This is a genomic window from Pseudomonadota bacterium, assembly GCA_018823135.1.
In the GTDB taxonomy this organism is placed as follows: Bacteria; Desulfobacterota; Desulfobulbia; order Desulfobulbales; family CALZHT01; genus JAHJJF01.
Genome location: JAHJJF010000044.1, coordinates 1 through 22537 on the forward strand (window position 1 = coordinate 1; position 22537 = coordinate 22537).

At 47.7% G+C, this 22537-nt stretch carries 18 protein-coding genes; 12 read left to right on the plus strand and 6 right to left on the minus strand.

Translation table 11 applies throughout. The annotated features are described in order from the left end of the window. The 9 genes from KKE17_04045 to phoU form a co-directional block, all read left to right on the plus strand. A partial coding sequence (locus KKE17_04045) for a translocation/assembly module TamB (GenBank protein ID MBU1709157.1) occupies nt 1-1923 on the plus strand: 1923 nt, incomplete at its 5' end. A gap of 12 nt (nt 1924-1935) precedes the next feature. After that, complete coding sequence (bamA, locus tag KKE17_04050; GenBank protein MBU1709158.1) at nt 1936-4086, plus strand: outer membrane protein assembly factor BamA; 2151 nt, start codon at nt 1936-1938, stop codon at nt 4084-4086. A 99-nt stretch (nt 4087-4185) separates the two neighbouring features. Further along, nucleotides 4186-5067 (plus strand): mechanosensitive ion channel family protein, encoded by an 882-nt coding sequence (locus tag KKE17_04055; protein MBU1709159.1) that lies wholly within the window; start codon nt 4186-4188, stop codon nt 5065-5067. 6 nt (nt 5068-5073) lie between these two features. Continuing rightward, nucleotides 5074-5304: a LapA family protein gene (locus tag KKE17_04060; protein MBU1709160.1), complete on the plus strand. Its 231-nt coding sequence runs from the start codon at nt 5074-5076 to the stop codon at nt 5302-5304. 73 nt (nt 5305-5377) lie between these two features. Beyond that, the gene (locus KKE17_04065; GenBank protein ID MBU1709161.1) at nt 5378-6262 is read left to right on the plus strand and encodes a PstS family phosphate ABC transporter substrate-binding protein; all 885 of its coding nucleotides are present in this window, start codon (nt 5378-5380) and stop codon (nt 6260-6262) included. Between the two features lie 8 nt (nt 6263-6270). Beyond that, complete coding sequence (gene pstC / locus KKE17_04070; GenBank protein MBU1709162.1) at nt 6271-7137, plus strand: phosphate ABC transporter permease subunit PstC; 867 nt, start codon at nt 6271-6273, stop codon at nt 7135-7137. Continuing rightward, nucleotides 7134-7985: a phosphate ABC transporter permease PstA gene (gene pstA, locus KKE17_04075; GenBank protein MBU1709163.1), complete on the plus strand. Its 852-nt coding sequence runs from the start codon at nt 7134-7136 to the stop codon at nt 7983-7985. Before pstC ends, pstA begins: the two co-directional genes overlap by 4 nt. Continuing rightward, entirely contained in the window at nt 7979-8764 is a 786-nt protein-coding gene (locus tag KKE17_04080) for a phosphate ABC transporter ATP-binding protein (protein ID MBU1709164.1), read from the plus strand. The genes pstA and KKE17_04080 overlap by 7 nt, the downstream gene beginning before the upstream one ends. Before the next feature lie 39 nt (nt 8765-8803). After that, complete coding sequence (gene phoU / locus KKE17_04085; protein ID MBU1709165.1) at nt 8804-9472, plus strand: phosphate signaling complex protein PhoU; 669 nt, start codon at nt 8804-8806, stop codon at nt 9470-9472. 130 nt (nt 9473-9602) lie between these two features. Here phoU and KKE17_04090 read toward each other — a convergent pair whose 3' ends face one another. The 4 genes from KKE17_04090 to KKE17_04105 all read right to left on the minus strand — a co-directional run bounded on the left by KKE17_04090 (nt 9603) and on the right by KKE17_04105 (nt 13567). Next, entirely contained in the window at nt 9603-10649 is a 1047-nt protein-coding gene (locus tag KKE17_04090; protein ID MBU1709166.1) for a mechanosensitive ion channel, read from the minus strand. 458 nt (nt 10650-11107) lie between these two features. Continuing rightward, a complete protein-coding gene (gene nrfD, locus KKE17_04095; GenBank protein ID MBU1709167.1) occupies nt 11108-12292 on the minus strand; it encodes a polysulfide reductase NrfD in 1185 nt (394 codons plus the stop codon). Between the two features lie 82 nt (nt 12293-12374). Beyond that, the gene (locus KKE17_04100; GenBank protein ID MBU1709168.1) at nt 12375-12788 is read right to left on the minus strand and encodes a hypothetical protein; all 414 of its coding nucleotides are present in this window, start codon (nt 12786-12788) and stop codon (nt 12375-12377) included. Nucleotides 12789-12805: 17 nt separating this feature from the next. Then, nucleotides 12806-13567, minus strand: a complete 762-nt coding sequence (locus KKE17_04105) for a 4Fe-4S dicluster domain-containing protein (protein MBU1709169.1) — start codon at nt 13565-13567, stop codon at nt 12806-12808. Nucleotides 13568-14652: 1085 nt separating this feature from the next. Here KKE17_04105 and KKE17_04110 point away from each other — a divergent pair. Further along, on the plus strand, nt 14653-16680 hold the full coding sequence (locus KKE17_04110; GenBank protein ID MBU1709170.1) for a PBP1A family penicillin-binding protein: 2028 nt from the start codon (nt 14653-14655) through the stop codon (nt 16678-16680). 109 nt (nt 16681-16789) lie between these two features. On the opposite strand, the gene KKE17_04115 is transcribed toward KKE17_04110, so the two are convergent. Continuing rightward, nucleotides 16790-17467 carry a CBS and ACT domain-containing protein gene (locus KKE17_04115; GenBank protein MBU1709171.1) on the minus strand — a complete coding sequence of 226 codons (678 nt, stop codon included), beginning with the start codon at nt 17465-17467 and terminating at the stop codon, nt 16790-16792. A 488-nt stretch (nt 17468-17955) separates the two neighbouring features. On the opposite strand from KKE17_04115, the gene pabB reads away from it, so the two are divergent. Both pabB and KKE17_04125 read left to right on the plus strand, forming a co-directional pair. After that, nucleotides 17956-19890 (plus strand): aminodeoxychorismate synthase component I, encoded by a 1935-nt coding sequence (pabB, locus tag KKE17_04120; protein ID MBU1709172.1) that lies wholly within the window; start codon nt 17956-17958, stop codon nt 19888-19890. Nucleotides 19891-20161: 271 nt separating this feature from the next. Continuing rightward, on the plus strand, nt 20162-21076 hold the full coding sequence (locus KKE17_04125; GenBank protein MBU1709173.1) for a mechanosensitive ion channel family protein: 915 nt from the start codon (nt 20162-20164) through the stop codon (nt 21074-21076). Nucleotides 21077-21119: 43 nt separating this feature from the next. On the opposite strand, the gene pyk is transcribed toward KKE17_04125, so the two are convergent. Then, nucleotides 21120-22535, minus strand: coding sequence for a pyruvate kinase (gene pyk / locus KKE17_04130; GenBank protein ID MBU1709174.1), 1416 nt, complete (start codon nt 22533-22535; stop codon nt 21120-21122). Nucleotides 22536-22537: the final 2 nt, after the last annotated feature.

The following is a 22537-nucleotide window of genomic DNA, read 5'->3' on the forward strand; positions in this document are numbered from 1 at the left end:
AAAATACATTCACATCTTCATTCAAGTGACGAGATATCAACCCTGTTGAGCCTTGAACAACTGTTTTTCAAAGATCTTGATGTCGATCTGGAATTTTCCGGACCCCTGAACCGGCCACTCATAACCCTGCAGGGCACTATAAGTGAAATCGGCAGAACTGATGCCCCTTTTCCACTTACAGGCGCATTTGATCTAGGCTATTCGGATAAAGGAATCATTATTAACAAAATGTCTTGGTGGGTGCAGGATAATCAAAGAATCAACCTGACCGGAACCGTCCCGTATGATCCCCTTGCCGAGAACAAATTTCTACCGGGGAATTTGTCCCTCCAAGGCCACATGGAAGTGGCGGATTTAAGCATCCTTGGTTTTGTGCCATTTCTGCATGACATCAGGGGCGGGCTATCCGGGAGCGTCAAACTTGCCGGCACCTGGGACAACCCTCTTGGCTCCCTGCAGATCAAGACTCAGCAATTCAGTGTGCCATCCTTATACGCGTACATGCCGGAAAAAACCATAAACCTTGAAATTGAAGCAACCCTTGCAGACCAGACACTGTCTGTTACCAGGCTACTGGCAGAATCGCCTTCTTTGTTCATCACCGGATCCGGCAAATGGTCTGAATTCCCGGCCCTTCCACAAGTAGTCAAGGGTGATCCGCAACTGGTTACCGGTAATCTCAAGGGACAGGGCAAGCTGAAGGTTTCCAATATGAGCTGGCTGGGGCAGAAAATTACCGGCATAAGAAGATTGGGCGGCCTCCTTGAAATTGATGGCTTTGTGGAAGGACCTGTTTCTGATCCGTCGATCTCCGGGGCCCTTACTATCACCAATGGCGAAATACGTCCGGACTATGCCGTTCCCTCCATCAGAAACTTCACTCTCCGCGCGGATATAAGTAAAAAATTTCTGACTATCAAGGAATGCCATGGCGAGGTGGGAGGGGCTCCTTTTATCGTTTCAGGTCAGATAGATAGTCCCTGGGGAGAAAACGCCGTAGCCGGCCTCGAACTCCAGGGGGACAACCTGCTTTTTTTCAGAAACGATGGAATCAAACTGCGAGGGGACACGGAGATCAAGGTGTCTGGACCCATCGATCAGTTGCAGATAACCGGCATCCTGAAGATCACCGATGGAAAATTCACCAGAAATTTCGACTTTCTTGGAATCCTCAAAGAGCCGGGGAAATCCGAGGGAAATGGCAGGATCTTTGATTTTTCCTTTCTCGATCCGCCGCTGAACAAGGCTTATTTCAATCTTGACATACAATCCAAAAAACCTTTCCTGATAAAAAACAACCTGGCTAAGGGATCATTACGTCCTGAAATGAAAATTGTCGGGTATGGAGACCTGTTAACCCTGAGAGGGTATCTCTATCTGGATCTGATAAAAATAAAACTTCCTGCAGGAAATTTTTTCATCAAATCAGGAATTGTCCATTTCCCTGATAACGACCCGGACCGACCCACCCTTAAAATAAACGGCTCATCACAATTGCTCGGTTACGATATCTCCGTAGCCATTCAGGGTTATTATGATGAACCGGAAATAACCCTCTCTTCGTCCCCTCCTCTTCCCAATGATGAGCTTTTACTGTTGCTCCTGGCCGGCAAGACGCCAAAATCAGAATCCATGGCCGGGGGGATCACACAAAGCGGCATGAATGTTGCGGTATACCTGGGCCGGGATCTGCTGGAAAAGTGGTTCAGCGACCAGTCAACGGAGAATGACGAATCCCTGCTGGACAGATTTGAGATTGAAATAGGCAAACGGGTAACACGCAGCGGTGATGAGACAATCAATTCGCAATTTCTTATCACTGATAACTTTATAAAAAAAGGAAACGCCTTGTACCTGAGCACTGAAAGGGATGTTTTTGATGATTTTAATGCCGGCCTGAAACTCATGTTTAAATTCAAATAAGAATCTTAACTCATGGTACATATCAAAATATTCTGCATATTATTTACAATAATCCTCTCAGGCAGTTATCTCGTGCATGATGCTTATGCCGCCGATTCTGGCACGGAGGAAGAGGAAACCGGCGAAAGCCAACCCATAGCACCATCATTCACGATACTCTTTAAAGGCAACAAGGCCATCGGCAACCGAAAATTGCGCGAAGCAGCAATCGATGAACTCATAGAACTGGAAAAATCTCCGGATAATAAGTGGCTGGTTGACGATGCCGCTTTCCAGATGGAGCTGGCCTACCGTCAGCGGGGCTTCGCCTCGGCCACTGTCGATTATGAAATTGCCGCAAACAATCAAAAACCGCAGATAACCTTCACGGTCAACGAAGGCCCCTCTATTGTCGTAAAGAATATCCTCTTTACCGGCAATACTTCCTTTGATGCAAAAAAGCTGTTTTCCCTCTTTGCAAACGGCAACGGCCGGCAGATGCAATCCGGCAAGACCTCCTATGTGGAGTCAAATATCCAGGGAGGGATCTCCAGAATCAGGGATTTCTACCTGCAGGAAGGCTATCTGAATATAAAAATCGACAAACCCGAATATACCTTTTCAGACCAGCGCCGCCTGGTTACTGTAACCATCAATATTGTCGAAGGGCTCAAATCAATAATCACCGCAGTTGTATTTTCCGGGGACATTATAGAAGAGGCAAATAACAGCTTTCCGACAATATCCGGGGCCATAACCGGCAAGCCCTACACCAAACGCCAGAAATTATTTCTCAAAACCCGCCTTGAGGAATTTTACGGCAACCTTGGCTACCCGGACGTGGAGATTGGCGTGCGGGCAACAACCTCGGAAATTCCCGGCGGCTTTATTCTTGAGGCAAACATTTCAAGCGGCCCCCGGGTAACAATCGCCGACATTACGATTTCCGGCAACGAAAAGACAAAATCTTCATTTATTGCAAATCGTCTGCCCCTGAACCCAGGCGACCTGTACAATTTCCAGAAAACACAACAGGCCTTTAACTCCCTGTATCAAACCGGGCTGTTTTCGAAAATTGATATATCTCTTGATAAGGAACCCCAAAACCAGCGAAATCTTGAAGTCAGAGTCTGGGAAGAGCCTTCCAAGGAACTTTATTACGAACTGGGCTGGGGTTCGTATGAGCTGTTGCGCACAGGGGTGGGTTTTCGAGAAAAGAACCTGTTTGGCACCGGACGGTTGTTCAAGACTGAAGCAAACCTTTCCCTCAAGGGCTCCAACCTGAGTGTAAACGTCACCGACCCTTGGTTTTTCAACACCTCGATCATAGCAGACTTTCCGGTCTCTTATCGAAAAAGAGAAGAACCGTCCTTTACCAGTGAAGAAGTTGAGGCCTCAATTATTTTCACTAAGAAATTCACCAGCGCCTTCTCTCTTTCCCTGGGAGAAAGTTACAGGAAAACGGCGATCACCGACATCGATGAATATTCAGCTTCTGAAGCCATGGACAGCAATTACAACATCTTAACCAACAGGATACAGACGCTCTTTGATGACCGAAACGATTTGTTTTATCCATCTTCCGGAACGCGTCATTTCCTTACTCTTGAAAATTCCGATCATTCCCTTGGCAGCGATATCTCTTTTTCCCGCGTAACCACGGGATTCCGTAAATTTGTTAAATTAGGCCCCTCTGCAGTTTTAGCCTTCAGATACAAAACCGGGCTCATACTTCCAGGTGGAGGCCAGACCACCATTCCCCTGGCTGAAAGATTTTTTAATGGCGGGGAAAATACTGTCCGGAGTTTTATGGAATCAAGCCTCGGCCCCCAGGATATATCCGGCGAACCTGTCGGCGGCATGGGGATGAATGTTATCAATCTTGAATTCCGCCAGCACCTGAAAGATAATTTCTCAGCTGTTCTTTTTGCTGACTTTGGAAATCTGTCACCAAACAAATCACGTTCGGAACAGGGGCAGACCGGTTATAATGACCGGTCTGAATTAATCAATGACACCCTGAATGATTTTTTCTCGGATTTCAGGAGCGCGGTTGGCTGCGGCATCCACTATCTCTTGCCTTTCGGACCGGCACGTCTCGAGGTGGCCTTTAATCCCGACCGCGATGAGAGCCGTGGCGAAAGACAATATGCGGCGCATTTCAGTATCGGCATGTCTTTTTAGGACTATAGGGAATGAGCCATTGACAACCATCTCTTGATAATGATGAAATAACCATTATCTTTTTTATGCTGGCACACCTTCTCAGGAATAAGCGTTTGCATGGAAACCTTTTATCATAATCTAATGCTTGACTGGGACCATCTTCTCAGAATCCTGCCGCGCCTTCTCGGGGCGCTCATTATTTTATTGGCCTGTCTGCTTATCGGCCGTCTTGTTTCCCGGGGGATCCTCAACCTTCTTGAACATGCCGAACTTTCCAAGACTCACCGATCTTTTTTCAGTAAACTCATTGTCTGGGGCTTCGGTATTCTCGGCATCATGCCGACATTAAATGTCCTCGGATTAAAAAATATTACCATGAGTCTGCTTGCCGGCGGCGGAATCACTGCGGTTGTTCTGGGTTTCGCCTTCCGGGGAATCGGCGAAAACCTTCTGGCCGGATTTTTTCTGGCCTTCAGCCGGCCTTTTGAAATCGGCGATCTCATCCAGTCAGAGCAGCTATCTGGAGAAGTCAAGGCCATTGAATTAAGAAATACTCATATCCGCACCGATGACGGACGGGATATCTTCATCCCCAGTTCCCAGATTTTTAACAGCCCCCTGATAAATTTCACAAAGGACGGCCTGCGGCGCCTGTCGTTTACCATAGGTATCGATTATGCCGACAATGCCGCAGAGGCCCGTCGCCTTCTGCTCCAAGCCGTTGAGGAAATCCCGGAAATCCTCAAAAACCCGCCAACGCTGGTGGCATTGTCTTCTTTCTCGGCAACCTATGTTGAGCTTGAAGTCCTGTTCTGGATCGACACCTTTCAGCAGGGGCTTAATATGGTTCCAGCCAGAACCCTGGTGATGGAGCGCTGCCGGGCCACCCTGAAAGACCAGGGCTTTACGTTCAGCGCCGAGACAACCAGCAATATATGCCTTGACTTTAAAAATCCAATTGATATGCTCTGCCACAAAAACAGCATGAAAGGAGAATAAAAACCCATGCAACAGGTAAAACTCATATTAATCCTTGTTCTGGTCTCCCTGGGCCTCATCATTGTCCTGCAGAATACCCAACCGGTTGAAACGAAGATACTCTTTGCTTCAATCACCATGCCGCGAGCGGTCCTGCTCTTCGGCACCACAATCCTTGGCTTTGCGCTGGGCGTGCTGGTTTCCTTCATGATGGTCAAGCGTGACAGAAATGATACTGGACCGCATAAAACTGAATAGTTTCACCCCGTCTTTCCCATGATAGTTTGCATCTTTTTTTGATATTCTTTCTTTCCCTCAAAAGGACAAAATCATGAAAATAATATTCCGCCACTTTCTCTTTGTTTTGGTTTGTTGTGCTTTAACCTTCACCCCCGCCTGTAAAAGACATGACAAAGCCGGTTCTGCCGATTCCGGCCAAAAATCCACGAGATATCTGACCATTAAGGGCTCAGACACCATGGTACATCTGGTGAGCACCTGGGCTGAAAAATTCATGCAGACCAGTAAGGGATCCGAGGTATCAGTCACTGGCGGCGGCTCAGGCACCGGCATTGCAGCGCTGCTCAACGGCACCACGGATATCTGCGCCGCATCCCGGAGTATCCAGGAAAAAGAGTTGAACCTGGCCCGGCAGAAAGGCCTCAATCCGCTTGAGGTGGTAGTTGCCAGGGACGGTATTGCCGTGGTGGTAAATCCTGAAAACCCGGTGAGCGAGCTTTCCGTTGAGCAGATCGGCAAAATCTTCTCTGGGGCCTATAAACGCTGGAGTGATGTCGGCGGAACCGATGAGCCGATCATCGTGCTGTCAAGGGAATCCAGTTCTGGAACTTTCATATTTTTCCAGGAACATGTCTTAAGCAAGGCTGATTACACCCCCAATGCCAGATTCCTGCCGGGCACCTCGGCTGTGATCCAGGCCATTGAAACTGATAAACTGGCAATCGGCTATGTCGGCCTCGGCTTTACAGTCGAGGCAAAAGACAAGGTCAAAGCCCTTCAGGTAAAAGCCGATAATAGTGGAATGGCAATATCACCCTCCGAGGAAACTGTAAAATCCGGTGAATACTCCATAGCCCGACCCCTTTATCTTTATACCAACGGCGAGCCGTCGGGGCTGGTCAAGGAATTTATTGATTTCTGCCTGAGCACGAAAGGCCAGGAGATTGTCCGGGAAACCGGCTACGTTCCCCAGTAAACAAAACTATGTGGAAAGACAAGGCAGTCCATATTCTGCTGGCCGGTTTCGCATCCACCAGCATCCTGGTCGTCCTGCTCATATTTCTCTTTCTGGGCAGGGAGGCGGCGCCGTTCACCCTTGCCCCGGGTCTTATGGAATTGTTTGATTCCCGCTGGATTCCCGTCTCCTTCCAGCAGGAGCGCTTCGGCATCCTGTCCCTGGTCTCAGGATCGGCATTGGTCACCTGCCTTGCCATGGTGATCACCATTCCTCTATCAGTTATCGGCGCAGTCTACATTGCTGAAATCGCCCACCCCACAGAACGGGAAGCCCTGAAACCCTTCATTGAAATACTTGCAAGCATTCCTTCCGTGGTTCTGGGATTTTTCGGACTTTTGGTGCTGGCGCCCCTGGTAAAAGAACTTTTCGGCCTCAACACCGGGCTCAACGCCCTTACCGGAGCGATTCTCTTAGCACTCATGGCAATCCCCACCGTCATAACTATTTCGGAAGATGCGATCAACAGCGTTCCCGAGTCCTATAAGGCCGCGTCCATGGCTCTGGGAGCCAGCAGACTGCAGACCATCTGGAAGGTTACCGTGCCAGCCGCCCTGCCCGGCATTATCGCGGCGATCATGCTCGGCACCGGCAGGGTGATCGGCGAAACCATGGCCGTGCTGATGGTCACCGGCAATTCGGCGGTCATTTCTTTTTCACCCTTGAGTTCGGTAAGAACCATGACCGCCACCATTGCCGCTGAAATGGGGGAAGTGCCTTTCGGCAGTGTCCATTATCAAGCCCTTTTCTGCATCGGCGTTGTTCTTCTGCTGGTTACTTTCAGTCTTAATGTCCTGGCGCAGCGCGTCCTTAAAAAATACGGGATGATGCAATGAACCGGGAAATCACCGAAAAAATCATTATCATGCTGATCCGGGCGGTCGCCTACTTAATCGTTATTCTGGTAGGTTACATTCTGTATGATATTATCAGAAAGGGAGCACCTAATCTCAGCTGGGAATTCATCAGCGGATTTCCTGAACAAAGCGGCGCCAAAGGGGGAATTCTTCCGGCCATCGTCGGCACCCTCTGTCTGGTCGGCGGCACCATAGCCATTGCCCTGCCTCTTGGTGTCGGCAGTGCAATCTATCTCTCGGAGTATGCAAAGCCTAATCGGTTCACCGAAATTATCCGGTTGGCCATCGTCACCCTGGCAGGAGTGCCATCCATCGTTTTCGGTCTGTTTGGCCTTGGCCTGTTTGTAATCTTTCTGGGATTCGGGGCTTCGATTCTGTCCGGCAGTCTCACCCTTGCCTGTATGGTGCTGCCGACGATCATCGTTGCCAGTGAAGAGGCTTTACGCGCGGTGCCCCGGGGATTCAGAGCGGCGAGTCTTGCACTGGGGGCAACCAAGTGGGAAACCATCCGCACCAATGTCCTGCCTTACTCCCTTTCCGGCATGATAACCGGCTCAATCCTGGCAATCGGCCGCGCAGCAGGCGAAACCGCCCCCATCCTGCTCACCGTGGCCGCTTTCTTTCTGCCGACCCTGCCGAAATCCATATACGATCAGGTCATGGCCCTGCCATACCATCTATACATCCTGGCAACACAACACCCGGCAGCCGACCAGGTGCGGCCCATGCAGTACGGTACCGCCCTTGTGTTGCTGATCATTGTTCTGGGCTTAAGCCTTGGAGCTATAATTATTCGAATTTATTACAGAAGAAAATACCAATGGTAGAAAAACCAGCAACAGCCGCAACTCCGGAAATTTCCATCCGTGTCGAAAAACTGAATTTCTTCTACGGGGAGAAACAATCTCTCTTTGATATCAGTATTGATATTGAGGCACGCAGGGTTACTGCCCTGATCGGCCCGTCCGGTTGTGGTAAATCCACCTTTCTGCGGACTTTGAACCGCATGAACGATATTATCCCAAATACACGGGTCCAAGGAAAAGTCTCTATTTCAGGGTTGGATATTTATCAGGGAAAGGTGAATATCGTCCAATTACGAAAACGGGTTGGGATGGTGTTCCAGAAATCAAATCCATTCCCAAAATCAATTTTTGATAACGTTGCCTACGGGCCGAGAATCCATGGCACGAAAAACCGGAAAAATCTCGAAGAAATCGTTGAGAAAAGTCTGGTGCGTTCCGCCCTCTGGGAAGAAGTAAAAGACCGCCTGAACGAAAATGCCTTGAGTCTTTCCGGCGGCCAGCAGCAGCGGCTCTGCATTGCGCGTGCCCTGGCAGTGGATCCGGAAATCCTGCTCATGGATGAACCGGCCTCGGCACTGGACCCGAAATCAACAACCCGCATTGAGGATCTTATCGGCGAATTGCGCGATCAGTATACAATTGTGATAGTTACTCACAATATGCAGCAGGCGGCGCGCGTTTCAGACACTACTGCATTTTTCTATGAAGGCCAACTCATCGAAACCGGTGAGACCAAAAAAATATTTACCAAACCCCGGGAAAAGCAGACTGAAGATTATATCACTGGAAGATTCGGATAATTGCGCTCACAAATTTAAAGATAATTAAAGAGGGACGTCATGCCGAAACATCTTGAAAAAGAAATCGACAAATTAAAGAAACAACTGATCATCATGGGTTCCATTGTGGAGGACATGGTATATCTCGCCACAAAATCGGTCATTAAAAAAGACGCCAGAATGGCTGAGGAGATCATCAAGCGAGATATCGAAGTGGATAATCTCGAGGTGGAAATCGAGGAAGACTGCCTGAAAATACTCGCATTGCATCAGCCCGTGGCCATTGATCTGCGGATTATCATCGCCATCCTCAAAATCAACAGCGACCTCGAACGGGTGGGCGACCTGGCGGTCAATATCGCCGAACGCTCCCTCTTCATCGGATCACAGGAACCAGGTTGTCCGGTCCTGGACTTCACGAAAATGGCCCACAAGGCAGAAGGCATGTTGAGCAGGAGCATAGATACCCTGATCAATCTTGATGTCAAAGCCGCATACCGCATCCGGGCCGAGGATGAAGAAATGGATGCCATGAACCGTGATATCTATGCCTTCATGAAGGAGGAAATCCCCAAGAACCCACAACATGTCAACACATTGCTCCATCTTCTTTCCGTGGGCCGACATCTTGAAAGAATCGCCGATCATGCCACCAACATCGCCGAAGACGTCATCTATCTTGTCGACGCCCGCATCGTCCGCCACACCCCGGAAGTTTTTGAGGAATAACCATCAATAAACATCCCAAACGCGGTGAAAAAATTTTTAATTATCGGGGGGGGACAGCCAGAGTCAGAGAAAAAACTCGACATCGATTCTTTCTGCATAATTCCCATCAAACAGGCCAGCCATCTGGATGCTATTGTTTCTCTTCTTTTCGGGTACTTTCGATATGTTGGATGAGGTCCTCAATAACAGCGATCTCTGAGTCGAATTTGATTTGCTCATTATCAGCAGCAATTTCTCTGGCCCTTTTCAATTCCTCCAGGCGTTTCACCAGATCTTTCATATTGTAATTGCGAAGTTCCGACTCCTCGGCTTCTTCGGCCTTATCGAAAATCATTGCTTCCGGAGAGTCTTCAGATTCAGGTTTTGCCTCTTCAACGACATCCTGTTGTTTGGGAGGAATTATTTTCACCCCGTCATCGATTCGTCGTTGATTCATAATGGTCGGCGATGCAATTTCAATACCGTTTTCATGGAGTATATCCATCACCTTTTTTCGCAGATTGGAGCGTACGGTTAGCAGTTGCTTGATTTCCGATAAAAAACCGGCGATGCGGTAGGTAACGGAAAAATCCCCCAATTCCTTGACCAGCACGAACGGTTCATGGAGTTCAGCCTCTTCTGCTGCCTTTTTAAGCAACTCTTCGATGGTTTTTCTCGGGATATCATAGCCAAGGGAAAGGTTGGCGGAAATGATCGTCCCGGAACTGCGAACCACCGTTAATGGATTGGTCACCAGATAAAGGTTTGGGAATGTCGTTAAATCACGATCTTCGGTTTGAATCTCCGTATGAAAAAGCCCTCGTTCGCTCACTCTGCCGAACTGCTCACCGATGCGGATGAAATCGCCGTGGCGGAAGCTCTTTACAAGCCGCAGCATCAACCCTGCCATGGCGTTGGCAACAAAGGTCGTGGAAGAAAGGGCAATAACGCCGGTAAGGACAATACCAAGTAACCTCAAAACCTGGCCGCGAGTGGCCTGGGACATGGGAATCAATAAAAGAACAATTAAAAATCCCACCGTGGTGAAGAGAAGCAGAAGAAGCTGACGAGGCAGTCTTGCTTCCGCACCAATTTCCATATGCCGACCAAGAAGAAAATAATAAACGGCCCAGATAATCAGGGAAATCACAGCAATGGATGCAATCAAAGGAATATAACTCTGCAGACCTTCGAACATTATGTAACTCCTTGACTAATATTGTGGCATTTAGAAATTATCTGCCAGGGTCCGGAGATTAACAGATCAACAATCCTCTTGAAAAGAGGCGCCCATGGAAATAAAGCTTATACTCAAACGAACAACTCAATCAACCTATTAATTTCTGTTATTCCTCATTCAGCATTCAAGCTGATAATCCTGAACCATATATAATCCGATTGAAGCGATCAAAAGAACGCTCCAATAAGGCGAGAGGACACCAACAGGGATTTTTTACCGAAATCGCAGAAAATCATTAGAGGAACAACTACCGACAATCATTGAACATTCTATAGTTCAGCACCAATTCAATCTGGCTGTTTTGACAGGAATTACAATATCTTTTCCCCAAAAAAAGCTGCCCGTGCAAATAAAAAACGGCAAAGCTTCGATAATGAAGCCCTGCCGTATGAAAACTCAAGTTTTCCTACTAAATTTCAATGATGGCCGAAATCGTCAAAGGCTTTGCCGAAAAATCTCTCACCTAATAAAAATCCGGCGCAAACCACGAAAATCCCACCGAAGGTTACCATGAACTCGGCAAGGGACGGGATGTAGCTGAAATACGTGGGCAGATTGTCCCAGCCGTCATAGATCGGCACCAATTGCCCTGCAACAACAAGGTCATATCTCTGAAAAAACTGACCGACCAGGGTCATAAAAGCCGCCAGTGCCATGAGCGGCACTCTCTTCATTCCTGAAGAAATCAGCAGTCCCAAAGGAATGGCAAGGCCAACGGTAATCTCAAAAACCCAGAAATTAACCGCCAGGGGTCCACTCAAAATACCTTCGGCAGCAGTACGGCCAAGCTCAGTGCCCCCGACGAAGAAGGCAATGAACCTCCAGGCGGTTGCAACAACAATCAGAAACAGGAGCAGCGCCAGCACCTTGCCAGCACTCTGAACCCCTTTTAAGACCGCGGGCTCCATTTGACGTCCACGGAGTTTATATGCAAAATGGGTGAATATGATAATCGCTGCAGCGCCTGACATGAAAGCAGATGCCAGAAAATAAATCGGCAGCTGCGATCCATACCAGAACGGACGTCCTGACAGGGTTGCAAACACCGCGCCGAGGTTGGTGTTAGCCATGACCTCGGCCAATGCGCCGGCAACTCCAAGAACTACCGCAATTTTATAACGCTTGTTGAGGATCAGGAAAAACTCGACAAACATGAAGCCAACCGCCATCCCGTAAAGGGTGCCCATCCACCAGATATTTGAGGTGAAATTCGGGGTCAGCACATTGTAAAGCAGCATGCGATGCGGATTTTCAATCTCCACGCCGATCAAAGAAAAACCACCGATAATCGTCACGATGGAAAGGAAAACCATTCTGTTTGAAAGGGCCGCCATCTGATTACCGCCGAACAGGTGGCTGATAGCTGCCAACAGACAGAGCCCGGTGGAGGTAATTGCAAAGAAAGCATAGCCGGCGATGAGAATCCCCCAAGGCATCTCCCTGGTATTATTGTAAACCTGGTGATGGCCCGCATAAAACGCATAAAGGCCGGCAGACAAGCCAATGGCGGCAAGCATCAGAAACGTCAGCGTTGCCTTGTTGACAGCAGGTGTAGCCATTTTCGGCTCGGCCACATCAGCTAAAGATAAATCGTTAAACATTGTATTACCCTCCTAAAGAATATTGAACAGGGAACGAATCAGTAAAAAACCCTGTGCTTACCTTCTGATTTTTACCTGTTGTTTAATGGCCGGAAGAGTGTCCACTCTTCTCCTCAACACCGGTAGCCCGGTTATATCCTTTCACGCCGATGTGACATGCAGTACATCTGGTCTTGGATGCAAAGGCCGTTTCGCCGTCATGGCAGGAACCGCAATACTTGCCATCATAAAGGGCTTGCATGGTGAAATCATCACCAGCTTCAGCCGCCCCGGTTTCCATTTGAAAAAGATCATCGTGACAGCTGTCACATTCCAGACCCTGTTCATTATGTATCTTATGGTCAAAAATAACTGCTTTTACAGGTTGTGTAAAAATTATAGTACCGCCATCTTCCTCTTCATCCTCGCCAATCGCCTGACCGGCAAACAATGCAAAGGTTGCAACGACAAGAAGAAGAGCAAACAATTTCTTTAGATCAATACGTGCTGGTTTCATTTCTTACTTCTCCTTGCTCAGTCGTTGATGTAGAAAACATTAGGCATAGCACCGGTTTCAGGTCGTTGAACCCATACTTTCTTATCCGGTGCATGAATCAATTTATACACCTTGCTGGATTCATCATTCAATAGACCAAAAATCCTGACACCGGCAGGACAAGCCTCAGCGCAGGCTGTTTGGGTTTCACCCTTGGAAATCCGGGTATCCCAGCAGAAATTACATTTATCAACGGCGCGGACGCCTGCAGTCTCATCAAAATAACGGGCATTATAGGGGCAGGCTGCCATACAGGTCTTGCAACCGATGCAGCGCTCTTTTGCCATCATAACTATGCCGGTTTCCTTATCTTTATATGTTGCCGTTGTCGGGCACACACGGACACAGGGAGGACGATTACAGTGATTGCACAGAACCGGCATGAAAACAGGCTCGGTTTTGCCACCGCCGATATCGCGCATTTGCTCCATAATGGTGGTCCGGTAGCCGTAACCGGGGACATGATTGGTTTTAACACATGCTTCTTTGCAGCGTTCACAATCAATACACCGGTTTTGTCTCAGAACCATGGTGTAATGCTTTGGATAAGAAAATTTTCCGGTTGCGGGTTTTGCTCCCGTAACACCTTGCGCATTCCGAACTGAGGTCAGAGAGAGGACGGATCCTCCAAGAAATACGCCGGTCACGGCAAGGCCGAACTTGAGAAACCGACGTCTTTCCTCTGAAGGCAATTTGTCCGTTCCTTCATTTTCTAGTTTTTCTAACTCACTGATTTTCATTCTTATCGTCTCCCCTTGGTTTATCGCAAGACAGTCTGCCGTTTTCCGACAACTCCCTCATGTAAATGGATGACATATTTGCAGACCTTCGGATTATTTTGAAGTATCCACGAGAAAAATTCTGAACATTTTAATTTGACAACAGCTCTTGTCAAGTTAATTCTTGAATGTATATTCAGGATGGAAAGAGTTAAAGCTCTTCTTTGTTGGTACTGCAACGTTTAAGGAGAATTCCGGCATCAAAGAAACATCCTTATATTAACAATTTTTTCTTCCTGAAAATACATAAGGAAACAATGTCCCTACACGATTTGCAGGAATATTGCACCACAATTTAGTTAACCCCGTAAAATTGCAATCCTGAAATATTGTCGGACTCGCAGATAAAAGCGCTCGTCGGACGCGTATACCGCTTCTAGCTTATTGAAATCATTGAGGCGATAATTCAGTGCCCAACTTTTTACGCGATTGTCAATATTGTCGGACTCGCAGATAAAAGCGCTCGTCGGACGCGTATACCGCTTCTAGCTTATTGAAATCATTGAGGCGATAATTATCGTCCGCGCAAAAAAAGCGCCGGCGACGTTATGGGTTTGGAAGTCTTCGATTTTCTATACTTGAAAGACTTCCATTGTGGGCGACTGCAAGGTTGGTCTATTCAGTGCCCAACTTTTTACGCGATTGTCAATATTGATGTCGTCATAAAAAATCCCTGCCGCAACAGGTCCACGAGACAAAATCAACATGTTCAAACGCAATAACTCGATGAAATCTCTCTTTCCATATTCTCTTTGCATTTGCTCTTTACGATTTCATCAAAATAATGTCGTCGCAAAAATCACTAAAGGAAAAGGTCCTCCAGACAAAATCAACATGTTCAAACGCAATCACTCGATGAAATCTCTCTTTTCATATTCTCTTTGCATTTGCTCTTTACGATTTCATCAAATATGCAGCCTTAAACTTGATTTCGATTCAGCAAGCCATAATTTTGACAAATCCATGGTATTACTATAAAAAATGAGATAATATCATTAAATTTATAAAATCGACTCCGACGTTGGAAATCCCCTGTTAATACACCAATGACCCGATCCAAAGACAATACCCCCCAAAACGATAAACCATTGCAATGGAATCATACCCATCTGATAATCCTGTTGTTGTCCGTTGGTTGCCTGCTCTCCATTTTTATCGGGATTCTGCTCTATATATTCATTTCACTGGATATACCGGACAGCTATTCACTGATAAATTACCGCCCGGCGCGGACCTCGGAAATTTTTGACAGTAAACAACAACCGGTAGCCAGAGCCTTTATCCAGAATCGTTATCTTGTACCCCTTGACGACATGCCGGTTCTTCTGCCGAAAGCGTTCGTATCAGCTGAGGATGCACGGTTTTATTCTCATCCCGGCATCGATTTCTGGTCCATGGTCAGGGCGTTACTTCACAATATCAATGAAGGAAAAAAACTTCAGGGTGGAAGTACAATCACCCAGCAGGTAGCGCGATCGCTCCTGCTGACCCCCGAAAAAACCTATACCAGAAAAATCAAAGAGGCAATCCTCGCATACCGTATCGATCATTCTCTCTCCAAGGATGAAATTCTCAACATCTATCTGAACCAGATATATTTCGGTGAAGGGGCCTATGGTGTTGAAGCTGCTGCCAGGACTTATTTCGGAAAATCCGTGAAAGACCTGGCCCTTGCGGAAATATCCCTTTTAGCGGGGCTGCCCCAGGCCCCCAGCCGTTACTCCCCGTTTAAACATTTCATGCTGGCAAAGAAACGGCAATCCTATGTTCTCAACAGAATGCTTGAAGATGGCTATATAACGCAAACTGCGGCAGACAAGGCAGCCAATCAGATTCTTTTCTGGGGCCGCCGCCCCGCCCAGGAATCCACCGACTCAAGAAACAATTACTTTATCCAATACGTCCAGAATTATGTGGGGGATAAATATGGAAGAAAAGAGCTTCTCACCGGCGGTCTTACGATCCACACCTCTCTGGATCAGAATCTGCAGAAAGCCGCCGACCAGGCGATCAAGACGGGTATTGCCCTGTGGAAAGACCGACAGGGGGTGACATACGAAAACAACCTTCCACAGGCGGCGATTATCGTACAGGAAGTAAAAACCGGCCGTGTGCTTGCCGTTTCAGGCGGCACGGATTTTTCTCAAAGTCAGTTTAACCGGGCCACACAGGCAAAAAGGCAGCCGGGTTCTGCCTTCAAGCCGTTTATTTATGCCGCAGCCTTTGGCATGGGATATCACCCCGCATCAATCATTATTGACGAACCCATTCAATTCCAGGGATCAAATCAATACAAACTTTGGGAACCGAATAATTTCGACAACAAATTCTTCGGTCCGACAACCCTGCGCAACGGCCTTATTCATTCCCATAACATTGTCGCCATCAAACTCCTCCAGGAGTTAGGCGTCTCCCAGGCAACAGAACTCGCCAAAAACATGGGAATCAGTTCGCCGCTCACTCCTGATTTGACACTTGCCCTGGGTTCTTCGGAAGTCGCACTCCTGGAATTGACTTCCGCCTATGCTGTATTCGCCAATAATGGCAATTATACTAAACCGTCGTTTATAAGAAAAATCATTGACGGCAACGGCAATATACTTGAAGACAATCACCCTGAATCCCGAAAAGTCCTCAGTTCAGAGATTGCCTACCAGATAACCCACTTGCTTGAAGGGGTAATAAAAGAAGGAACCGGAAAAATAGTTAAATCAATCGGCATTCCCGTTGCCGGAAAAACCGGAACAACCGATAAAAATATGGATGCGTGGTTTATCGGCTACACTCCCGACCTGGTTGTTGGCGTCTGGATGGGTTTTGACAAAAAGAAGTCTCTGGGCCGGGGTGAAACAGGAGCACGGGCAGCTGCGCCCATCTGGCTGGATTTCATGAAAAGAATCAAGAGGGATCTTCCTGACAAGGAATTCACTAAACCCATGGGCATAACTATAATGCCCATGGACAGCATGACCGGGGCAATCACTAATGAATATTCAGAAAGTATTGTCCTTGAGGCTTTCAGTAAAGACAATTTACCGGAAAAACCAGCAGCAAGACATATAAACCACCCCTAGCGCAACCGAAGGCCAGCTAAGTTTGCAGAGATGCAAAACCTCATCAACTGAGCATTTATCAAAAAAAAACCGAATACCATGCAGACTTACACCGTGATGATCCGGCCGATTACTTCTTTTTCGGCAGGTTGCTCAATTCGTCTCTGCTGTGATAGACAAGTTCGAAATTTTCTTCCAGACTTTTGATGATATCATCTCTCTTGGTTTCTTCGACGATTACCCTGACCGCCACTCTCTTCATCCCTTCCCTGGCATCCTGAAAGGACGTAAGGACACTGATTATACGTGCATCAAACTCTCTCAATAATTGAATAATCGTCGTCACCGCACCTGGTTTATCAGCCACATCAAGGACGTATTGGATGGCGCCGTCCTGGATACCGGTGATTTTTACAAAACCTTTCAGGATGTCCGTTTCACTGAGGAGGCCGATGAGATGATCTGAGTCATCAACCACCGGAATTCCGGAAATTTTACTTTCCATCATCACCAGTGCCGCTTTTTCAAGAGATTCATTACCGTGCAAGGTGAGAGGATCCGGGGTCATGACATCCTTTACCTTCATCTCGGAAAGCAGATAATATAATTCATGGATATCAAGAGATGTGGTTTTGGATGGTGAAGCATCTTTCACATCCCGATCAGTGAGAATACCAATGAGCCTGCCGTGAGAGACCACTGGAACCCGCCGGATAGTGTTTTCTTTCATGATTCTGGTGGCGCGCATCAGTGAAGTGTTTTCATCAACAGTCAGAACATCCTTGGTCATCCAGTCCCGAATTAACATTTTCAGTATCCTCCATAAACATTATAATGATGTATTTTATTACAATTAGTGCAATCATGGAAAAAGGCAAACTTCTTATAAAATATTCCCCCGCTTCTCGCAACCGTTGAGCCACGACTTGGAAAAAATAAATTTATATAGCTGGAACCCATCGTTACCCCTCAAATTCTATACTATTATAACAAAAGACTCCAGAAACACAGCCCCTTCAAAAAAATAAATTGTATTTCAAAAAAATATTATACTTTTTCCCCCCTTCGATATAAGGTTGATGCACTTTTTTCAGGATAGAAATCAAAGCCGCCAACACTTGATAGTTTTGTAAAAAGTCAAAAGCTGAATTATCGCCTCTAATAATATCAACAAGTTAGAGACGAGAAACACGTCGACATCGTGCTTTATTACGATGCTGCCAATACCTGCATATATAAAAAATCGATGGTCCCCCGCAACCTTCAAGCGAGCTTTTAATAAACCCCGAGCTGATAATGTCTCCTGCACCCTTTACAGAAACCGAGCTCAACACATTGCTCAAGAATCTTGCGAATGAGGATAATTTTGTTTTCCTTGAAACCACGACAATAACCGGGGAAAATCACACCTCCTATCTTTTCCAAAACCCGGTGGACAGAATAATCTTTTCACCGGGCGCCTCCGTGGACAACTTTTTCGCAAAGATTGAAACCTGCCTTGACAAAGGTTTTTACCTCGCCGGCTGGTTTGCCTATGAATTCGGCTACCTCCTCGAACCATCTCTCCACAGCCTGATCAAATCCGACAATCAATCAATACTTGCAGAATTACTCGTATTCAACAAGCCGCTGACTTACGATCATTCCACCGGCGCCCGGGTTGATACCGCCCCGAAGTCCGTTTACCCCCCTTCCTCCGGGCAGATTTCTGAATTCCTGCCGGCAGGCTACCGGATTGACAATCTTAGCCTCAATGAATCTCAGGCGGATTATCTGAAAAAAATTGCCCGGATAAAACAATATATTGCCGAAGGTGATACCTACCAGGTGAATTACACCCTGAAATATCTCTTTGATTTTTCCGGTTCCAAAGAAAATCTTTACACCACACTTCGCCGCAATCAAAGTGTCTCCTATGCCGCCTATATAAGATCCCAAGGTAAAGATACCATCTCATTTTCCCCTGAACTTTTTTTCAGGAAACAGGGCTCAACCTGTACCGTACGACCCATGAAAGGAACCATCAAGCGCGGCAGCACATCTGATCAGGATGCCGAATTATCCAAGTATCTCCACCAGGACCAGAAAAACCGCAGCGAAAACATCATGATAGTCGATCTCTTACGAAATGATCTCGGCAGGTTATGCAATATGGGTGAAGTAAACGTCCAGTCCCTTTTCGATATTGAGACTTACGAAACACTGCACCAGATGACCTCAACCATTACCGGCCAGTTACGCAACGATGTTTCAATCAAGGATCTTCTAACGTGTCTTTTCCCGTGCGGCTCGGTTACCGGCGCCCCTAAAATCAGGACCATGGAGATTATTCGCGAACTCGAGTTGGAAGACAGGGGCGTCTATACCGGCGGCATCGGCTTTATCACTCCTGCAAGAGATGCGCACTTTAATGTGCCGATCAGAACTATTCAGCTTAATGGCAACAAGGGAGAGATGGGAGTCGGCTCCGGAGTTGTCTATGATTCCGATCCGGGAAACGAATGGGAGGAATGTCAGCTGAAAGCCAGATTCCTGAATGTAAGTTCGCTCAGAGCGTTGAAAAATGATTTCGAATTGATTGAAACAATCCTCTGGGACAAACAATCGGGTTACTGGCTGCTTGATTCCCATATCAATCGTCTGAAAAATTCAGCCGGACATTTCAATTACCCATTTGATGAAAAGGCTGTCCTGTCTCAACTTGAGCGTTTGGCAGAATCCTTTGACAAGAAAACCTCCCAGCGTGTGCGGCTCACTCTCAACAGTTTCGGAGAGATTTCATTAACCCATTCCCAATGTGCCGAGCCAAAACACCGATCCCCTGAAGGGATTTATGAACAGGAAGATCTGCCCCGAGTCATCCTGTCTCAAGAAAAATCAATCCCCACCGACTTGATGCTCCTCCATAAAACAACCAGACGCGAGCTGTATAACCGAGAACGGGCCAAGGCTGAAAGAAACGGCTTTGTTGAAGTAATTTTTGCAAATACCCGCGATGAAATCACCGAAGGAAGCATCAGTAACGTCTTTATCCGCAGAGGAAAAACCCTTTACACCCCGCCGGTTGAATGCGGACTGTTGCCGGGGGTGTTCCGCAGACATCTTCTTGAAAATTTCTCCGGTATGGTTAAAGAATTAATAGTCACCCGAAATGATCTTAAGACCGCCGATGCGATTTTCATCGGCAATTCGGTGAGGGGACTTGTGCAAGTTAAGCTTGATCGCTTATGAGGTGATGCTGAGATGACAGGAAATCTCTTTTCAACCTTTCACCTTTTTTTCCGACGCAAAGCCGAAACCCTTATACAAACAGTCTCCTTGCGCCCATGTCAACTTCCCCAAAAAAAACACATTCCAAAACAAGCGGCACTGGCTTCTTTCGCCATCACGGAATTTATTTCAGAAACCCCGATCGGGAATATCCCCCTGATCCCCTGCGTAGTGCTGATCAATCAGCAGGAACCGCCAATGGAGTTTCCGCCAATATAAAGTGAGAATCATCATGGAACAGATAACATCATGGTTACAGAGTTTTTCAGGACTCAACCCTGAAATCCAGCAACGCATCCTCTTCACCGCTCTCATCATTTTCTTCCTGTGGCTTTTCCGCTTCACGGTCATTCGCATGATCTGGAGCCGGACCGAAGACATCCAGATCCGTTACCACTGGCAGAAGAGCACGATCTACATCTCGGTTGCCATCGGCATCTTCATGATAGGCCGCATCTGGTTCCACGGCATGGAGTCTATGGCAACCTTTCTAGGCCTGGTGACAGCAGGCCTCGCCATCGCCCTTCAGGGGCTGGTGAAAGATCTCGCCGGCTGGGCCTTTGTACTCTGGCGCAAACCTTTTTCAGTCGGCGACCGCATCCAGGTCGGCAATCATTTCGGCGATGTCATAGATCTCCGGATCTTCAAGTTCACTCTAATGGAAATCGGCAACTGGGTGGAGGCGGACCAGAGCACCGGCCGCGTCATCCATCTACCGAACAGAATGATAATAGAAGAGGTGATTGCCAATTACTCTACCGGGTTCGAATATATCTGGAACGAGGTCGCGGTGCTCGTCACCTTTGAAAGCAATTGGGAAAAAGCCAAGAAGATCCTCGTGGATATCGCAGAGAAACACGGCGCTTCCTTGAGCGCGGCCGCTGAAAAACGCGTCAAGGAGGCGAGCAAACGGTACATGATCTTCTATTCAAAACTCACGCCCATCGTCTACACCTCGGTCAAGGACTGCGGCATCCAGCTCACCATCCGTTACCTGATCGAACCAAGGCGACGGCGCGGCAGCACCCAGGCCATCTGGGAAGATATCCTCAAGGAGTTCGCCGCCTGCGATGACATTGATTTCGCTTACCCGACCCAGCGTTTTTACAATAACTCCATCGAGGGAAAGGATGGTGCCAGAAAGTGACCTGTAACAGGCACCAGAAAACCTGATTTGCGAATAAAGAAGATCAACCGGTTGTCTTGGGAATAGTCCGCACCTGGACAGTCTCGACAAATTCTCCGCCGGCCAGAATATCGGAGAGGACAATAATCCGATCACCGGGATGAATGATGTTTTTCCTGAGCAGTTGTTCCACCGCACGTTGAATGGTGGTTTCCGGATCTTTGGAAAATTTGAGACGAAAGGCATGGACTCCCCAGTAAATGCCAAGTCGACGACGGACATGGGTAGTGTTGGTGAAGGCAAAGATCGGAGCAACCGGCCGGCACCTGGACAGGAGTGCGGCCATTATGCCGCGCCTGGTTATGACAATGGTGCCGACTGCCTTGAGATTATTGTTGAGGATGGCGGCACTCCGGGCTATTTCTTCTTTCGGGTTGCTGGTGATCGACACACGGACAGTGGTGTCCTGGCCCATATGCCGCTCAATCCTGCAGGCCACTGCATCCATTATTTCAAGGGCCTTGAAAGGATACTTTCCGGTTGCCGTTTCCCCGGAAAGCATGATGGCATCGGTTCCCTGTTGGACCGCGTAAGTTATGTCCGTCACTTCCGCCCGGGTTGGTGTCGGGTTGATAATCATCGATTCCAGCATGTGGGTGGCAACGATTACCGGTTTGCTGGCCGCTCGGCATTTTTTTATTATGGCGTCCTGGAGGAGAGGCACTTCTTCACAGGGCAATTCGGACCCCAGATCACCACGGGCGATCATCACCCCGTCGGCCACGCCGATGATATTGTTCAGTTGCGGAACGGCCTCGGCACTTTCGATCTTGGCGATAATATCGATGGGGGATTTCCTGTCCTGCAGATACTGCTGCACATCAGCGATGGATTCCGGCCCCCGGACAAAGGAAAGGGCGATGAAGTCCACACTGTTTTCAATAGCGAAATCAATATCCTGCCAGTCCTTCTCGGTAATGGAGGGCAGATCGGCACTTTTGCCCCGTATATTGATATGCCGTCTTGAGGTCAGGACCCCGTCTTCCAAGCATTCACAAAGGACGTCTTTTCCGCGTATTTCCCTCACCCGAAAACTCAGCATGCCACCATCGATAAGGACAATGTCATTCTTTTCAACCTCATTGACAAAACCATCATAACTCACTTCCACACAATAGGGCTCAAGCTCGGCCTGGCGTCTTACAGTGAGGGTCAGATTATCGCCTCTGGCAAGGACAATATCAGTCTTGACATCACCGGTGCGGACTTCAGGCCCCTTTGTATCAAGAAGGATGGCAATTGATGTGCCGTTTTTTTTGTTGAGCCGCTTGATATTTCGAATGACCGCCATGTGCCAGTCAGGAGAACCATGAGACATGTTGAGCCGGGCAATGTTCATGCCGCTTGCAGCAAGACGTTGCAGCATGTCAAAGGATGCCGTTTTGGGTCCGATGGTGCAGATGATTTTTGTTTCACGCATAG

Coding starts and splice junctions, on each gene's coding strand:
- bamA (MBU1709158.1), top strand. CDS start 1,936: ATGGTACATATCAAAATATTCTGCATATTATTTACAATAATCCTCTCA.
- KKE17_04055 (MBU1709159.1), top strand. CDS start 4,186: ATGGAAACCTTTTATCATAATCTAATGCTTGACTGGGACCATCTTCTC.
- KKE17_04060 (MBU1709160.1), top strand. CDS start 5,074: ATGCAACAGGTAAAACTCATATTAATCCTTGTTCTGGTCTCCCTGGGC.
- KKE17_04065 (MBU1709161.1), top strand. CDS start 5,378: ATGAAAATAATATTCCGCCACTTTCTCTTTGTTTTGGTTTGTTGTGCT.
- pstC (MBU1709162.1), top strand. CDS start 6,271: ATGTGGAAAGACAAGGCAGTCCATATTCTGCTGGCCGGTTTCGCATCC.
- pstA (MBU1709163.1), top strand. CDS start 7,134: ATGAACCGGGAAATCACCGAAAAAATCATTATCATGCTGATCCGGGCG.
- KKE17_04080 (MBU1709164.1), top strand. CDS start 7,979: ATGGTAGAAAAACCAGCAACAGCCGCAACTCCGGAAATTTCCATCCGT.
- phoU (MBU1709165.1), top strand. CDS start 8,804: ATGCCGAAACATCTTGAAAAAGAAATCGACAAATTAAAGAAACAACTG.
- KKE17_04090 (MBU1709166.1), bottom strand. CDS start 10,649: ATGTTCGAAGGTCTGCAGAGTTATATTCCTTTGATTGCATCCATTGCT.
- nrfD (MBU1709167.1), bottom strand. CDS start 12,292: ATGTTTAACGATTTATCTTTAGCTGATGTGGCCGAGCCGAAAATGGCT.
- KKE17_04100 (MBU1709168.1), bottom strand. CDS start 12,788: ATGAAACCAGCACGTATTGATCTAAAGAAATTGTTTGCTCTTCTTCTT.
- KKE17_04105 (MBU1709169.1), bottom strand. CDS start 13,567: ATGAAAATCAGTGAGTTAGAAAAACTAGAAAATGAAGGAACGGACAAA.
- KKE17_04110 (MBU1709170.1), top strand. CDS start 14,653: ATGACCCGATCCAAAGACAATACCCCCCAAAACGATAAACCATTGCAA.
- KKE17_04115 (MBU1709171.1), bottom strand. CDS start 17,467: ATGTTAATTCGGGACTGGATGACCAAGGATGTTCTGACTGTTGATGAA.
- pabB (MBU1709172.1), top strand. CDS start 17,956: ATGTCTCCTGCACCCTTTACAGAAACCGAGCTCAACACATTGCTCAAG.
- KKE17_04125 (MBU1709173.1), top strand. CDS start 20,162: ATGGAACAGATAACATCATGGTTACAGAGTTTTTCAGGACTCAACCCT.
- pyk (MBU1709174.1), bottom strand. CDS start 22,535: ATGCGTGAAACAAAAATCATCTGCACCATCGGACCCAAAACGGCATCC.